At 41.7% G+C, this 17100-nt stretch carries 15 protein-coding genes; 14 read left to right on the top strand and 1 reads right to left on the bottom strand.

The annotated features are described in order from the left end of the window. From Q0K03_RS04810 to glpK, 6 genes are all read left to right on the top strand, one after another. Positions 1–2636, top strand: a 2636-nt coding sequence (locus Q0K03_RS04810) for a SpaA isopeptide-forming pilin-related protein (protein WP_297238293.1), incomplete at its 5' end; no start/stop codon positions are given. A gap of 61 nt (positions 2637–2697) precedes the next feature. Next, on the top strand, positions 2698–3243 hold the full coding sequence (gene epsC, locus Q0K03_RS04805; RefSeq protein WP_297238291.1) for a serine O-acetyltransferase EpsC: 546 nt from the start codon (positions 2698–2700) through the stop codon (positions 3241–3243). Further along, on the top strand, positions 3243–4535 hold the full coding sequence (locus tag Q0K03_RS04800) for a hypothetical protein (protein ID WP_297238289.1): 1293 nt from the start codon (positions 3243–3245) through the stop codon (positions 4533–4535). The genes epsC and Q0K03_RS04800 overlap by 1 nt, the downstream gene beginning before the upstream one ends. A 271-nt stretch (positions 4536–4806) precedes the next feature. Continuing rightward, on the top strand, positions 4807–5841 hold the full coding sequence (pheS, locus tag Q0K03_RS04795; RefSeq protein ID WP_297238287.1) for a phenylalanine--tRNA ligase subunit alpha: 1035 nt from the start codon (positions 4807–4809) through the stop codon (positions 5839–5841). 11 nt (positions 5842–5852) lie between these two features. Beyond that, a complete protein-coding gene (gene pheT, locus Q0K03_RS04790) occupies positions 5853–8255 on the top strand; it encodes a phenylalanine--tRNA ligase subunit beta (RefSeq protein ID WP_297238285.1) in 2403 nt (800 codons plus the stop codon). A gap of 51 nt (positions 8256–8306) precedes the next feature. After that, positions 8307–9773 carry a glycerol kinase GlpK gene (gene glpK / locus Q0K03_RS04785; protein ID WP_297238283.1) on the top strand — a complete coding sequence of 489 codons (1467 nt, stop codon included), beginning with the start codon at positions 8307–8309 and terminating at the stop codon, positions 9771–9773. 9 nt (positions 9774–9782) lie between these two features. Here the strand turns inward: glpK and Q0K03_RS04780 are convergent, their stop codons facing one another. Next, the gene (locus Q0K03_RS04780; RefSeq protein WP_297238282.1) at positions 9783–10613 is read right to left on the bottom strand and encodes an HAD family hydrolase; all 831 of its coding nucleotides are present in this window, start codon (positions 10611–10613) and stop codon (positions 9783–9785) included. A 216-nt stretch (positions 10614–10829) separates the two neighbouring features. On the opposite strand from Q0K03_RS04780, the gene gnd reads away from it, so the two are divergent. The 8 genes from gnd to Q0K03_RS04740 form a co-directional block, all read left to right on the top strand. Then, entirely contained in the window at positions 10830–11726 is an 897-nt protein-coding gene (gnd, locus tag Q0K03_RS04775; protein ID WP_297238280.1) for a phosphogluconate dehydrogenase (NAD(+)-dependent, decarboxylating), read from the top strand. Between the two features lie 14 nt (positions 11727–11740). Then, positions 11741–12055, top strand: a complete 315-nt coding sequence (locus Q0K03_RS04770) for a hypothetical protein (protein ID WP_297238278.1) — start codon at positions 11741–11743, stop codon at positions 12053–12055. Positions 12056–12060: 5 nt separating this feature from the next. Then, positions 12061–13953, top strand: coding sequence for a BglG family transcription antiterminator (locus Q0K03_RS04765; protein WP_297238276.1), 1893 nt, complete (start codon positions 12061–12063; stop codon positions 13951–13953). A 23-nt stretch (positions 13954–13976) separates the two neighbouring features. Beyond that, positions 13977–14450, top strand: a complete 474-nt coding sequence (locus tag Q0K03_RS04760) for a PTS sugar transporter subunit IIA (protein ID WP_297238274.1) — start codon at positions 13977–13979, stop codon at positions 14448–14450. A 19-nt stretch (positions 14451–14469) separates the two neighbouring features. After that, a complete protein-coding gene (locus tag Q0K03_RS04755) occupies positions 14470–14781 on the top strand; it encodes a PTS fructose transporter subunit IIB (RefSeq protein ID WP_297238271.1) in 312 nt (103 codons plus the stop codon). A gap of 18 nt (positions 14782–14799) precedes the next feature. Further along, positions 14800–15867, top strand: coding sequence for a PTS fructose transporter subunit IIC (locus Q0K03_RS04750; RefSeq protein WP_297238269.1), 1068 nt, complete (start codon positions 14800–14802; stop codon positions 15865–15867). 62 nt (positions 15868–15929) lie between these two features. After that, positions 15930–16967: a hypothetical protein gene (locus tag Q0K03_RS04745; RefSeq protein ID WP_297238268.1), complete on the top strand. Its 1038-nt coding sequence runs from the start codon at positions 15930–15932 to the stop codon at positions 16965–16967. A gap of 1 nt (position 16968) precedes the next feature. Next, a partial coding sequence (locus tag Q0K03_RS04740) for a class II aldolase/adducin family protein (RefSeq protein WP_297238295.1) occupies positions 16969–17100 on the top strand: 132 nt, incomplete at its 3' end.

Below are 17100 nucleotides of genomic sequence, written 5' to 3'. Positions count from 1 at the left end.
TGGACTTCGCAACGCAAATAAGGATCTGGCAGGAGATTTCTCCGGGATTGATTACAAATATTCACCCTTCCATTCAAGCCAAGATCGATTTGATCAATCAAAGATTAAAGATAATGTACACCGATGTGTCTTTTAAAAATCAAACCGTTATTCTGAACGGATTTGGGGAAGAATTTGCGAAGACATTAACCGATACCAACAACGTTTTATCGTATTATGAACTGGAATCAAAATCGCTGCAGATGCAAAAAAACGGCAATCAGCTCAAAGTATGGATGAATCCCGAAGATGGGGTGAAAGGTTCTTTGAGCATGCATTGTTTCTATGCACAGCAGGGAACCAGTATCGCTTACCGAAGCCCCTATGGGTATCAAAATGTGGGATATATTACCGGAGGGACACCTAACCGCTTTACGATTTCCTGCAATGTACAAGTGGGAAGCATTCAGATCAACAAGGAAGATTTTGAAACGGATGCCAATGCGCAAGGAGAGGCCGTTCTTTCAGGGGCTCAATATGAAGTCATTGATAATAAGACCGGTCAACGAGTGGGAGTCTTAACGATATCCGATGATCTTTCCAGTAATGTGATTGGCTCCCTTCCTACCGATAGAACGTATACTTTAAAAGAAATAAAAGCGCCTCAGGGATATAAACTGAATCCGGATTCTGTTGTAGTGGATTTTAAAAACGGGTTGGATAAAAAAATTACGATGGAAGATGAAGTCATCACCGGCTCTTTTTCGATTCGTAAAGTCAATACAGATGGAGCGCACTCTGAGATTGTAACCCCGGAACCGGATGCGGTTTTCCATGTCGTGTTGAAAAAGTATGCCGATCAATATGGTTCCATTGAAAAAGCCTGGGAACATAAAGAGGAGTTCAGTCTGCGTGAGTGGGATGAATTGACTACGGATAAAAATGGGAATGCCGTCAGTAAAGCACTTGCGTATGGAACCTATGTGATCAAACAAGTTTCTGGAAAGGAAGAAACCGATCTTTTAAAAGAAACATTTACCTTTGTGGTGGATAAAGAAAATCAGTCGGTCGTGGAATATACCATTAATAACCGCCCCAGTGATTACTATCTTCGCTTAGTAAAAAAAGATGCCAAGACGAAGGAAAGGATCGTGTATTCTTCAGCCAGTTTTCAGATCTATGACAAGGAAGGAAAACTTGTCACAATGAGAGTGGGGAATAAAGTGTATGATACGTTTTCAACCGCATCCGAAAAACAGGATTATTTAGAGGGCTCTTTTTGCGTAAAAGATGAAACAGGCTCCGTGATCACGCCATTAAAACTTAAGGCTGGAACTTATACCATCAAAGAAGTAAAATCGCCGCAAGGCTATTTATTATCCGATAAAGAAATCAAGGTGACCATTGAATCTACACATGTGATCCAGGAAGACATTCCGCTTGTTGAAGTGGAAATTTTGGATGAAAAACCAGTGGGGAAAATCATTCTTCATAAGGAATTTGAAAAAGAGGATTCTTTAGAAGTTTGTCCGCAGAAAGTTCTTTTTCAATTATGTGCCAAAGAAGACATCATGGATCCTAAAGATGGCAAGATTCTTTATAAAGCAGGAGAAACCGTTGATACAGGAGGACATGAAAATGGAATCTATTCATTAAATGAGAACAATGAACTGATCATAGAGAATCTTCCTTTGTCGGTGGATAAAACCGTTTATACTTTAGAAGAAATACAAACCAAAGAAGGTTACCAATTGTTGGAAGATAAAATCGATATAGAATTTGAGATAAAGGATGATCAAACCAAAGAATATGTTGTTTCAAAAACGGTGGAAAACAAAAAAATTCGATTAACTTCTTTAGCCACTAATAAAAGCGATGGATCCAAAGTCATCGATTCCAGACAGAAGACGATTCTGTCGGATCAGGTTCGCGTTTCCGGATTACAAAAAGGGAAAGTTTATCGTTTGATTGGGGAAATCATTGATAAGAAAACAGGAAAACCGGCAGAAGTCGATGGAGAAAGTTTAAAACATGAATTAAATTTTGTGGCCAATGAAGAAACGATGGAAAACCTCTTTTTCCTGGAAGAAAAAATGCTGGAGCCTGGAGAGTATGTCATCTATGAAACGCTGCTTTGTGAAGACGGACATGTACTGGCCAGACATCAGGACATTGAAGATGATAAGCAAACATTTACCGTTATCAAAACGAAAGATCTTGCCATCAAGAAAATCGATTCTAAGACCAACAAAAGTATCAAAAATTCGGAGTTTGAATTTACTTTGTTCAAAGATGCGCAATGTAAAGAGATTTTCGAGGTAGGAGAGACAGATTTATCCAATGGAGTGGCAAAGTGGAAACATTTAAAAGAAGGAACCTATTATTTAAAGGAAACAAAAGCGCCAGAAGGGTACGTTTTACCAAATTCAGTATATAAAGTTGAAATAAAATCCAGGGAAGTACTGATCAATGGAAAAAAATGGGGGATTGAAGACGATGTTATTGAAATCGTGATCAAAAATACGAAGGTTCCTAAAGTACACACAGGTATTTCCGGACGTAATTCGGCATTCTATTTATGGTTGTCGGTGTTTGCGAGTGTTTCCATCGCGATTGTTTTGATACAGTGGATACGAATTCATAAAAAACAGTTTTAGGCAGTCTTGGCAGGCTGCCCTTTCGCTTGCATTTTAGACCAAAATAACATAAAATTTCTTCATGAGTGAGTATGAGGGAAGATCATTTTTTAAGGATGGAGCCTATAATATAAAAAGAACGATGGAACTGGATCCGGCAGCCCATTCCAAATGGGAAGTTTTTTGGCTGTATCCTCATATCAAAGCCATCGGGCTTCATCGTATTGCTCGCTGGCTTTGGGACCATCATCGAACGTTTCTGGCTCGATGGGTTTCTAATATTGCCCGCAAGTGGACAGGAATCGAGATCCATCCCGGAGCTACGATAGGAAGAGGACTTGTGATTGATCATGGCATGGGGGTTGTGATCGGAGAGACCGCGATCGTAGGCAATGATTGTCACCTCTATCACGGTGTGACTTTGGGCGGCACAGGAAAAGAACATAAGAAACGGCATCCAACTTTAAAAGATGGAGCGTATGTAGGTTCCGGTGCGAAATGTCTCGGAAATATTGTATTAGGAAAAAATTGTAAGATTGGCGCCAATGCTGTCGTTCTGATCGATGTACCAGACAATGCGACAGCGGTAGGAATGCCGGCGCGAATCATTGAAAGGAATAAGATGTAATGTGGAAGTATCGTTGTAAAACTCATTTGCTTTCGCTGATTGGTTCGTTTTTGATTGGAACGCTTTTTGGGGCGATCACCTTTTTTGTATACGGGGATACCATGCAGATGTACATGCAGGAAATTGCCCGGGAATTTTCCAGCAATCCGGAGCTTTTGGCATCTGTTGAAGCGATTCTTTTAAATCCGGTGATCCAGTCGATAGGAACGGGAATTATTTTTGCCGGACTGGTCAATGTGGTGATGCTCGTCCAGCAGCTTTTCAGTAAAAGTTCGTATGCGCCGTTTATCTTTTTGGCCTTGATGATGTTTGCCTCTGTGTACCTGTTGATGATTGGCATCTTACTTTTGATCCCGGCGGTTGTCGTATGCATTTATGGTATGGTGACGCTAAGAAGCTCGTTAGCTTTTGAGAGACACCAAAGGAATATCAATGACGATGCTGAAATCGTTCGAATCTATAAGATCCATCATCAACTCAATCCAGAATATCAAAAGATGGCCATGGAATGCCGAAAGAATATCCGTAAAGTTTCTTCCATCTGTGTTTTAGGCGTTCTGGCAGCTTTGTTTGTGATGTTCTTTATCCAGAATTTTATTGTATTGCTCATATTGATGATCTTCTTCTTTATGGCATTCAATTACTTAATGCGATATTACGCAAGCTCTTTGATGCCGATTCGTATGCTTTTGTATCAAAACTGTGATCCGGAAGCCTGTGCCAGTGCGATCATTTATTTCTCTACAAAAAGAAATGGAAAAATCAAACTGACAAACCGGCTTCTTCTGGCGCAGTCTTTGATTTATATGGATGATCCTGAACTGGCCATGGATGTATTGATTGATTTTCCTCGCCGTGACCAGGCCAGTACTTTGCAGTATTGGTCATTGATGGCAACGATCAATTACATGCTCAAAGATGAAGATGCTTTGGAGCGCTGTAAGCAGGAGGCAGGAAAAGTCCATATGAACTATGGCCCTCAGGGAATCATGGTGCAAAGTGAAGAACTGGCGTCGATCCAAAATAAAATGGATCTGATGAATGGTCAGCTCAACACGTGTAAAAAGTTTTATCTTCAGGCATTGAAGAAAGCCGTCATGCCTTTCCAGCAAGTGGATGCCTGCTATTATATCGGAATGATCTCTTTTGTCGAACAAGATTATTCTTTAGCCAGTATGTATTTTGAAAAAGTGATTTCTTTAGGAAATAAAATGGCATTTGTGCAGAAGGCAAAGCATTTTCAGTCGAAGATCGATGCGATGGATCTTCGTCCTTCTCAAGAAGAAATATAGTTGAAAGTTGTTCGAGAATTGAGTATAATCTCAATTGTTGAAAGCGTTGATCAGGAGTAGTAATATGAAGCTTCTCTGTATAGAGAATCAGACTCACCGGCTGTAAGGTCTGAACAAAGAAGGCATATGAATTCACCTGTGAGCAAGAGTTAAAAGCTCTTCCGTTTCATACGGTTATCATGAAATCAAGTGCGTAAAAGACGAAACAGGATGGTACCGCCGTGACTGGCTCCTGTGCTCGTCTTTTTTTATTTTAGAAAGGATCATAACAATGGAACAAATTGAAAATCTAGCGAAACAAGCTTTGCAGCAAATCCAGGAATGTACGCAAATGAAAGAACTGAATGATCTTCGTGTGTATTATCTGGGAAAAAAGGGTCCGGTACAGGAATTGATGAAAAACATGAAAAATCTGTCCCCGGAAGAAAGACCAATCTTTGGTCAGCAGGTCAACCAGTTAAAAGGGCAGATTGCCGAAACCATTGAACAAAAAAAAGAAGAACTGGCCATGAAGGAAATGGAAGAAAAGATCGAGAAGGAAAAAATCGATATCACCCTTCCAGGAAGAAAACCCGTTGTAGGCAATATGCATCCATTGAATCTGATCACCCAGGAACTGGAAGACTTGTTTATCGGTTTGGGATATCAGGTCATTGAAGGCAATGACATTGTCAGTGATGAATATTGTTTTGAACGTGCCAATATTCCTAAGGATCATCCCGCAAGAGATATGCAGGATTCTTTGTATATCGATCCTAACTGGCTGTTAAGAACGCATACTACAGCGATCCAGATGAAGGTTCTGGAAGAAAGTGCACCCAATCTTCCAATCAAAGTGGTGTGCCCGGGCAAAGTCTATCGCCGTGATGACGATGATGCGACACATTCTCATCAGTTTATGCAGATGGAAGGACTTGTCATTGGGGAACACGTAACCTTATCCGATCTAAAGGGAACTTTGGAATTCATGGCTAAAAAGCTTTTTGGACAAGATCGTCAGATCCGTTTTCGACCAAGCTTTTTCCCATTTACAGAACCAAGCGTTGAAGTGGATGTTTCCTGTCATATCTGTAACGGAAAAGGATGCCCGACATGTAAAAATACAGGGTGGATCGAGATCCTGGGAGCTGGAGAAGTCCATCCTAATGTCTTGAAAATGGCTGGATATGATCCGGACAAATGCTCAGGATTCGCCTTTGGTGTTGGAATTGAACGTGTAGCGATGCTGAAGTATGGGATTGATGATATTCGTCATTTCTATACCGATGATCTTCGTTTCTTAGATACGTTCAAACGGTATGAGTAGGAGGAATCAACATGCGAACTTCAAGAAAATGGCTTTCACAATATATGGATATTTCCGATCTGAGTATCGAGGAAATGGCTCAGAAGATCACCGATGCCGGTTTGGAGGTAGAAGGGATCGAGCACCAGTCTCAGGGGACCAACCTGGTGATTGGAGAAGTGTTAGAATGTGTAGATCATCCAGACAGTGATCATCTGCACTGTACCAGGGTCAATGTTGGAAATGAAATTTTGGATATTGTCTGCGGGGCCCCGAATGTACAGGCCGGGCAGAAAGTCATCGTGGCTAAAGCCGGTGCAAAATTGCCGGGCGGTGAAATTAAAAAAGGTGTGATTCGCGGACAGGAAAGCAATGGGATGATCTGCTCCTTGCTGGAACTGGGAGTGGATCCGCATCTTTTGACCGAGGAACAAAAAGCGGGAATTGAAGTACTTCCTGAAGACGCCCCGGTAGGCAATACGGATCCATTAGCGTATCTGGGATGGGATGATGAGATCCTGGATATTGGGCTGACACCGAATCGAAACGATTGTCTTGCAAGTTTTAACATGGCTATGGAAGCCGGTGCCATCTTAAACCGTAAGGTCCAACTGCCATCTTATAAAGGAGCCAGTGACTGTGGAACACCAACGCATCTTCAGGTTTCGTCAAAAACAGAAAAATGCCCATTGTTCCTAGGAAAGGTCATTGGAAGCATCACCATCAAGGAAAGTCCCAAATGGATGAAGGAATTGTTACGCGCTTCGGGAATGCACTCCATCAACAACGTTGTCGATATTTCGAATATTGTAATGTTAGAGACAGGGCAGCCAATGCATTTCTATGATAAAGATGCCATCAAAAACCAGGAGATCACGGTACAGGATGGTTTTGAAGAAGGTTACACGGCCTTGGATGGAGTCACTTATGCCTTGAAACCAGAAGATATTGTCATCACGAACTCTGGTAAACCCATCGGTATTGCCGGTATCATGGGAGGCGATGACTCCAAGATTCTGGATACAACCAAGGGGTTGATCATTGAATGTGCCATTTTTGATCACGTTTCCATCCGAAATACCGCACGCCGTCTCAATCTGGCTACCGAATCCAGTATTCGCTATCAGAAAGGAATTGAACCGCTGGCAGCCCAAAAGGCATTGGACCGTGCCGTTCAGCTTTTGATTGAATATGCCGATGCCAAAGACATCGAGGAAACCGTGCAGTATGGCAAAACACCTTATGAACCGCAGACATTGACCTGCACCGTGGATGCCATCAACGGCCGCTTAGGAACGGACTTTACAAGCGAAGAAGTCATGGATGTCTTTAAACGTCTTCAATGGGATCCAAAGATGGAAAAAGATCATTTTCAGGTGTTCATCCCAAGCTATCGGAATGATGTCGAGGGAATGGCCGATCTAAGTGAAGAAGTGATTCGCCTGATTGGATACGATCGTCTGCCGAGTACGCTCCCTCAGATGGAAATGACGGAAGGGAAATTAAATGAGAAACAAAGATTGATGCGTTATCTCCGTGCTTACTTTACAGGGCAGGGGTTGCAGGATGCGATGACTTATACATTGGTATCCACAAAGAAAAAAGAAGATGCGATCCTGAGTGTAGGCGATGCCATCGAACTGGCCAGCCCTATGAGCGAGGAAAGACGCTTTATTCGTACCAGCATCCTTCCAAGTCTGCTGGATGTAGTCAGCTATAACCAGGCTCGTCACATTCCGGATGTCAATGTATTTGAATTAAGCGATGTAGCTTCGAAACAAGAGACGAAAACCCATGGAGCTTTCATACTCAGTGGCAAACTTCAAGAGACTCGCTGGGCAGGGTATGAACTGCCTGCGGATTTCTATACAGCCAAAGGGTTGATGGAAGAGATCCTGGAACATGTAGGAATCAATTCAAAGCGAATCTCATTTACTGAAAATACTATGGATACGACACATTTCCATCCGTATCGTTCCGCTCAGATCAAGTTGGGGAATGAAACACTGGGAATCATCGGAGAGATCCATCCAAAATATGCCCAGGAATGCGATTGCAAAGGTGTGATCCTTTGTGAATTTGATGTGGATATGCTTACAGAAGCCAAGAAATCAAAAATCAAGTATACTCCAGTTTCAAAATATCCAAGCGTTCAGCGAGATCTTGCCTTTGTGATCGATCGCTCGATGCCGGTTCAAAATGTTGTGGATGTGATCCAGAAACATGGAAAACTGGACAAGGAAATGATCATTCGCAATGTGGAAGTATTCGATGTTTATCAGGGGGAACATGTCAAAGAAAACGAAAAGAGCGTGGCTCTTTCCATTGTGTTCCAGAGTGATCAAAAGACATTGAAAGAAGAAGAAATCAATACGATCTATAATGCGGTCATTGAAAGTATTCAGAAAGAATGCAATGCTTCATTAAGAAGCTGATCAAGTGCACTTCGGTGCACTTTTTTGATATAATCTACTTAGGTGAACGCTATGAAAAAATACATAATATCAATTGATCAGGGAACCACGAGTACCCGTGCCGTGTTGTTTGATCAGAATCAGGAAATCGTAAAAATTTCCCAGGAAGAGATCCACAACAGTTTTCCTTGTCCGGGGTGGGTGGAACAAGATGCCAATGAAATCTGGCTTTCTACTTTGTCTTGCTTATCCAAACTTTTTATGGATGGTCAGATCCAGCCTTCTCAAGTAGCCTCGATTGGCATTACCAATCAAAGGGAGACCACGGTTGTCTGGAACAAAAAAACAGGTATGCCGATCCATAATGCGATTGTCTGGCAATCCAGACAAACCGCTTCGATTGTGGAACGATACAAAAAGATGGGAGTTGAACCAAAAGTCAAAGAGAAGACCGGGCTCGTGCTGGATCCGTATTTCAGTGCCACTAAGATTCGCTGGATCCTGGAAGAAAAAAACATCACCGATACACAGGATTTGTTGTTTGGGACCATTGACACATGGCTGGTATGGAAAATGACAAATGGCAAAGTGCATGTCACTGATGTCAGCAATGCATCAAGAACGCTGCTTATGAACATTCATACCTTGGATTGGGATCCAGAGCTGTTGGAACTTTTTGAAATCCCTCGAACAATGCTTCCGGATATCGTAGATACATCGGGAGTGGTAGGGGATATCGATCCTGTGCATTTCTTTAATACATCCTGTCCGATTGGAGCTATGGTAGGCGATCAGCAGTCTGCTTTGTTTGGGCAGTCCTGTTTCCATAAAGGAGATGTAAAGAACACCTATGGAACCGGCGGATTTATGTTGATCAATACCGGTGAAGTTCCTGTTCTTTCTGAACACGGTCTGGTTTCCACGGTTGCCTGGAAAATCAAAGATCAGATTGCCTATGCTTTGGAAGGAAGTATCTTTGTCTCCGGCTCGCTGATTCAATGGCTTCGGGATGGATTGAAATTCTTTAAATCGGCCAAGGAAAGTGAACAGCTGGCTTGCGATGTGGATTCCTGTAATGGCGTTATGATCGTACCGGCTTTTACCGGATTGGGGGCCCCTTATTGGAATGATCAGTGTAAAGGAGCTATCTTTGGACTGACCCGGGGTACAGATATTCGTCACCTGACAAGAGCGGCTCTGGAGAGCATGGCGTATCAAAGCAAGGATCTTGTTTTGGTAATGGAAGAAGACCTACATCAGAAGATCTCATCGATCAAGGTTGATGGGGGAGCCAGCGCTAACCATTTCTTGAATCAGTTTCAAAGTGATATTTTAGAGATTCCGGTATACAAAAGTGAAATGACCGAGGCAACGGCGTTAGGAGCCGCCCGTCTGGCTGGACTTGCGGTAGGTTTATACGAAATGGAAGATTTCAAGGATGGAAATGCGGAAGTCTTTTATCCGCAAAGGGATCATGAAAGTGTAGAAAAGCTTTATGATCAATGGAAGAAAGCCGTAAAGGCGACACAAATGTATTAAAGATCGACTTCATAGCCGATCTTTTTTTGTGAGGCATAAATATTTATTGATGAAACGGGCCAAGCCGTCTTCATTGTTGGAATACTCTGTTTGGTATGCGGCAACTTTTTTGATTTCATCGCTTCCGTTTTTCATCGCCACACCCATTCCGACCGATTGTATCATTTCTATATCATTTCCGGCATCGCCAAATGCGATACAGTTATCTAAGTCAATACCTAGATATTGTGTGAGTTTCTGGATCGCAAAACCTTTACTGATGCGATGGTCTACATATTCATAACAGTCTCTTCCGGAAGGAAATCCATATAGCCTATCATTTTTTAAATGAGAGGCCCGTTCTAGAATTACAGGCATATCTTTTTCATCGAAAATCATAAAGAATTTATTCATAGACCGATTTTTTAAGAATTCCTTGATATCAACTTGAATTAAGGATTCTCCAAACATCTTTGTCCTTCGGATCCACTCGGGGGTTATTTTGGATGTATACCTTCCTGGACCATAGAGAACCTGAAAGATTAAGGGAAGATCTTCGAAATGTTCGACCACAGAGATCAATTCTTCACCATCCATTAAATAGTAATCAGTCTTTATCTTTTCCTGAAGGTCGTAGATCACCGATCCGTTCATTGCCAGAATAAAGCGAACCAAACCCTTTAATCCCCATTCTGATAATTTATATTCCACACTTTCCGGGCAGCGTCCAGTCGCCAGGCATATTTGAATGCCGTTTTCTTTTGCCTTTTTTAAAATGTGCCGTGTATACTCGGATACTTGTTTATTTGAATCCAGTAGAGTTCCATCCAGATCCGTGATGATTGCTTTGATTTCTTTCATGCGAACCTCCTATATTTTTTTAATCATACCGTATTTCCCAAAGAAATAAACAGGACTTAAAAGAAATCAGTTTCCGGAATCTTTTTTCCTCATTTCGTTATAAATGTGGAAAGAAAATTGTGGAAATCGATGTAAAACGCTTTCATATCTAAAATATTTACACTTTTTTTTAGATTTTGTAAGCTAAGGACGTAGAAAACGAAAGGAGAGATTGACATGAAAGTCAAGATGATTGGGTTAGGAAAAATGGGAATGAATCTGGCCCTGAACATGAAAGATCATAATGTAGAAGCGGAAGGTTTTGATGTCAGTGAAGAAGCAAGAAAAAAAGCCGAGGAAAGTGGAATCAAAACGTATGCTTCATTGGAAGAACTCACAAACGATAGTGCGCAAAACATTATCTGGGTTATGCTTCCTGCTGGAAAAATCACCAATGGAACATTGGCCGAGTTGGCTGGCCTTTGTAAAAAGGGAGATATCGTCATCGACGGTGGTAACTCGGATCACCGAGACAGTCTGAAAACAGCCAAAGTCATGGAAGAAAAAGGAATTTACTTCTTTGACATTGGAACTTCCGGAGGCGTATATGGAGCTCGTCATGGAGCCAGCTTTATGGTTGGAGGAGATCCTGAAGTGTTTGAAAACACATTAAAAGATTTCCTGGAATCCATTGCGGCACCGGATGGATGTCTGTATACAGGAAAAACAGGCAGCGGTCATTATTTGAAAATTGTTCACAACGCCATGCTTTATGGATATATGCAAACATTAGGAGAAGGTTTTGAACTCTTAGAGAAGAGCGAATTTGATTATGACCTTGCTCATGTTGCCGAATCCTTGGGAAAAACCAGCGTTATTCGAGGATGGCTTTTGGAACTGGCAGCAAATGCATTTAGAAAAGATCCAGATCTGGAAAAAATCAAGGGAGTTGTTGGTGCCAGCAAGACAACAGGATGGACGATCGAATCCGCTTGTGATCTAGGCGTTCCTGTACCCGTTATCTCTTTATCCCTAATGATGAGACTTCGTTCGAAACAAGACGATTCATTTGCAGCCAAAGTTGTTGCTTCTTTAAGAGATGAAGTTGGAGGACACAAGGCACAGGCAAAATAGTTAGGAGGATCAAAATGTGGTTTTATAAAATCGAAAAAGATTTAAAGCACAAAAAACTCCATGTTGTCTGGAATACATTGATGACATATATGATTCGCGTCGTTGGTGTGGCAGGCATTATCTGCTGCTTCACAAACCTCGCATTGGGTGCTCTGGCCAGTCTTGCTTTCCTGGCGATATTGCTTGGATATTATTTGTATAAATATGGGACTTTGGTTCAGGTTCTGCACGCTCACGAGAAAAAAGATCTGTTGGAATCAAAAGGAAGCCGTTATTCATTTAAAGATCCTTTAACGGTATCAGTTCCTTTACCAAGTGATATGAGGTAACAATAGTGGACCGTAAAGAAAAAATATTGGAGATCTTACTTCAGTCCAAAGATCCAGTGACTACCATAGAAATCTCAAAAAAGCTAGATGTTTCTTCAAGAACGATTCGATCGGATCTAAATCAGATCGAGTCTCTGGTTTTGGCAAATGGATGCCGTTTAATGAAGAAACCCCATGTCGGAATATGGATCGAAGGAAGTCAGGAAAATAAGAATAAACTATTCCTTCAGTCCTCGATGGATATGTCTTCTATGCAGGCTTATTCAAAAGAATATCGGATCTCTGGGATTTTGGCACAGATCCTCTTGAGCAACAGCCGCGTCTATCCGCAGTATTTTGCCGAAACTTTCTATGTGAGCCGATCAACGATCGATAAAGATTTGCTTGAGGTTGAAAAATGGCTGTCACAGCACAATCTGACATTGGTTCGCAAAGAAAACCAGGGCTTGTATATCGATGGAAATGAGAAGGATATTCGTAATGCGATATCCAATCTGGCAGGGCAGTTGAATCGGAAGAACGTTCCGTTTATGGAAGTCGTTCATAAACACTCTAACGAAAACGAAGAGAAGATCAAGAATCTGGTCACTAAATGGAGCCAGGACAATCACATTCATTTGAATGAAGTCAATATTAATAACTTAACGTTTCATATTCTTATCATGATGATCCGTATTCATCAGCAGAAAACGTATCTCACCGATCGAGAATTTGATTCGGAACAGTTAAAAAGTTTAAGAAATGCAGAAATCGATAAACTGATTGAATTGCTCGAACAAAACCTGCATGAAAACATTCCGGAAGATGAACGTTATTATCTGGTGATGCACATCACCGGCATGCTGTTAGAGCGAAGCGATTTTATCAGTAATCCTGTTTTTGACGATTTGAAAGAACTGGCCCAGAAAATTGCGGCGGAATTCATCGGAAATCTGGAAAAGATCATCCCATTAGGATTTGCGGAAAGTGAAAATTTTAAACAATCATTGTTTTATCACTTATTGCCTACGATTTATCGATTGAAATATGGACTAAACCTTTATAACCCTTTATTGAACGAAATAAAGATGAATTATACAAGTTCATTTTCCATCGCATCGATCATCAATTCCAGTTTCAAAAAGTATTTAAATGTCACAGCAGGAGAAGAAGAGATTGCGTTTATTGCCATTCATATTTCTGTAGTTGTAGAAAGTAAAACAAGACATGTAACGGTGGCTATCGTCTGTCCTATGGGGGTTGGCGTTTCCCAGCTTTTACGGGTAAAGCTGCAGGATAATTTTCCGGATGTTCAGTTTATCAATGTTTCCTACACCGATAGAGAACGATTGGAACAAGCGGATGTGGTTTTATATACTTCCAACGATTTTAAAACAAACAAACCAAGCTTAAAGGTCAATCCGCTTTTGTTGGACGCCGATGTACAGCGAACCCAGAAATTGATACAGAATTTTGAGATCAGCGGCAAAAACAATTTTTCTTATCAAACCATCATTTACGAAAGAGAAAAGGTCGATAAGATCACGGTTCTGCAAGATCTTTCTAACCGGTTGCGAATGAGCGGCTGTGTGACATCGGATTTTCTGGATGGAGTCTTAAAAAGAGAAAAGATGGGATCAACAGAAGTCGGAAACGGTATCGTTTTGACACATGGATTTCATGAACATGTCATAAAGACGCAGTTTGCCTTTTGTAAATGCAAGTATCCAATTTTATGGAATCAGGAACAGGTGGATTTCATTGTGATGCTGGCGATTGAGAAAAAGGATGCCAAAGATGTCATGAAAATGAATTGGCTATATAAAATGCTTATCGATAAAAAAGTGATTGACGAGATCTCGAATTGCGAGGATGAAAAGTCAATTTACGAGATATTGACAAGGGAAAGTCACAAATAGAAGTGGCCCATGGAAAGGATATTATGAATTTATTAGAAGTACTAGATGTAGATTTAATTGATCTGGATATGGATGTATCCACCAAAGATGAAGCGATCCGCGCATTGGCTGGAATGCTCGATAAAAAGGGAAACCTGAACGATGTCAATGGGTTCATCGATGCCGTCTATGAAAGAGAAAGCATCGGAGAAACCGGTATGGGAAATTCGATTGCGATCCCTCACGGATTGACCAATGCAGTAGCGAAAGCCAGCGTTGCCATTTGTAAGACCAAACAGCCAATCGAATGGGAAAGCCTGGACGATCAGCCGGTTCGTTTAGTATTCTTGCTGGCTATGCCAAACGATAATCTGCAGAACACGCATTTACGTATGTTGGCACAGCTTGCGGCTGTTCTTGCATATAAAGAACATATCGACTCGCTAATGGATTGTAAAACAAATGAAGAGTTTTTCAATCTATTCAAATCATATTTTGATGAGCGTGTAAACAATTAAGGAAAGGAGGAAAAAGAATATGAATATCATCGGAATTACATCCTGTACATGTGGAATTGCTCATACTTACATGGCTAGAGAAAAATTGATCGAAACAGGAAAAAAACTTGGATGGAGCGTCAAAATTGAAACACAGGGAAGTGGTGGAATCGAATATCCGCTGACAGCAGAAGACATTCAGAACGCCGATTGTGTGATCCTGGCTACAGATGTTGCCGTTTCTGGTACAGAACGTTTTAAAGGAAAACCGGTTGTTAAGGTTCCTGTTTCTGTCGCAATCAAATCACCAGAACATTTATTAAAACAAATCGAACAGAAATTAAACAAATAATGATTAAGGAGAGAAAATATGTACGCAGATGTTTTTAAACATTTTAAACAGCACTGTATGACAGGTATCTCTTACATGATTCCGGTAATCGTAATCATGGGATTCTGCAACGCGATTGCTCGTTTGTTCGGAGATGTTGAGACAGTAGGCTCAATTGGATATGTCTTCTTACAAGCAGGAAATGCCGGGTCCTCTTTGATGATGGCCGTATTGTGCGGTGGTGTTGCTTATTCAATTTGCGGTAAACCAGGGATTGCTCCTGGTGCCATTGCCGGATATTTGTCTACACAGGTTAATGCTAGTTTCTTAGGTGCTCTGGTTGCAGGGTTCCTGATTGGTTTGATGGTATTGTGGATGCAAAATTCATTCCCTCAGTCAAAAGCTTTGAAGTCAATGTATCCAATTGTTATCTATCCTGTATTGGCAGGAATCATGGCTACATTGGTTGTTATGTTCATCGTTGGTCCGCCATTGGCTGCCTTAACCGCTTTCTTGGTGGATGTATTCATGAGCATGAGTGGAATGTCTAAATTCGCATTAGGATTTATCATGGGTTGTATGACTGGTTTCGATATGGGTGGACCAGTAAACAAGATCTGTTTCTCTATCGTTACTGCGTTTGCCGCTTCTGGTGTATACGGACCAGCTGCTGGTAAGAATGCCGCAGCTATGGCTCCGCCTTTAGGAATGGCTATTTCCGCTTTGATCTTGACTCCAAAGAAATATACGGAACAAGAAAGAGAAGATGCCAAAGTTGCTATCGCTATGTCTTTATGTCAGGTTACGGAAGGTGCCTTGCCGTTTGCCTTCAATGACCCGAAACGTGTAATTCCAGCGGTAACCATTGGATCTGGAATTGCACATGGTCTGATCTTGACTTGGGGCGTTACTGTACCAGTTTTACATGGTGGTATCTTTGCGATTCCTTTGACAAGCAATCCTTTGCTTTGGATTGCGGCGTATCTGATCGGTGCAATGGTAACGGCGGTTATCGTTTCTGTATTAAAACCAGCTCATCCTAAGACAGATGAAGATGTTACAGAAGATCAGGAATTAAAAGAAGATATCGAAATCGAAATTGGTTAATCGTTAAGAGCCCTGGACAAAAGGGCTCTTTATTAATTTTGAAGATACGAGGTGTAAAGACTATGAAAATCGTAAAAAAACATTTAGATGAAATGAAGCGCTGTTACTGCGCAAGCAATATCAACATGTATGGAGAAAACCATATCCTGCTGGCCAGTGAAGACCCGGATGTGGCCTGCAACATGTACAGTGGAAAAGACTTTGAGATCAAGGAAAATGTCTGGACCCATCCAGGCGGATGCATGTCCATCATTCCGATTCCTCATAAGGAAAATGAATTTCTGGCCGTACAGGAATTCTATTTGAAAGTATCCCCGTCACTGGCCAAGATCGTATGGGGAAAATACGATAAAGAAACAGGCTGGGTGATCAAGGACGTGCTTTCCATGCCGTATATCCATCGCTTTGATATCTATGATGTCGGCGGAACAAACTATTTTATTGGAGCCACCATCGCAACATCGAAGAAAGAAAAGAATGACTGGTCCGTTCCGGGACGGATCTATATCGGAAAACTTCCCGAAGATCCAAGTACAGGGGTTGAATTAGAGATTTTGGCAGACGGTCTGTTTAGAAACCATGGGTATTGGCATGGCAAGGAAAACGGCAAGGATGTCGGATACTTTGGAAGCGACCAGGGGATCCTGAAAGTCACTCCGCCGGATACGGAAGGCGGCGAATGGAAAAAGGAATTCATCCTGGAAGGTCAGATCGGTGAGATCGCGACAGCCGACCTGGACGGTGACGGTGTGGAAGAGATCATGACGATCGAACCATTCCATGGCAATGCCATCCATATCTATAAGAAAGAAGAAGATGGATACAAAAAAGTCTGGACCTATGACAATACGATTGACTTTGCCCATACCCTGGTAGGAACGACATTATGTGGAAAACCATCCTTTGTTGCCGGTGTTCGAAGAGAAGAAGCCGAAGTGTTCTACGTACAGTATGAAAACGGAGAGTATAAGGCGACCGTGATCGAAAAAGGAGTAGGACCGGCCAATCTGTGTGTCGTTCATGAAGAGGGCCGCGATTTGATCGTCAGTGCCAACCATACGGCCAATGAAGCTGCCGTATATATCGTAACGGGAGAATAATATGTTAGAAAAAATGAAACAGGAAGTCCTGGAAGCCAATCTGCTGCTTCCCAAACATGGACTGATCACATTCACTTGGGGAAACGTCAGTGCCATCGACCGCGAAAAGGGGATCGTGGCCATCAAGCCAAGC

Origin of the sequence: uncultured Faecalicoccus sp. (genome assembly GCF_944327125.1) — a bacterium.
Classification (GTDB): Bacteria; Bacillota_I; Bacilli_A; order Erysipelotrichales; family Erysipelotrichaceae; genus Faecalicoccus.
The sequence above is the reverse complement of the archived record's forward strand: the minus strand, read 5'-3'. Positions and strand labels throughout refer to the sequence as shown.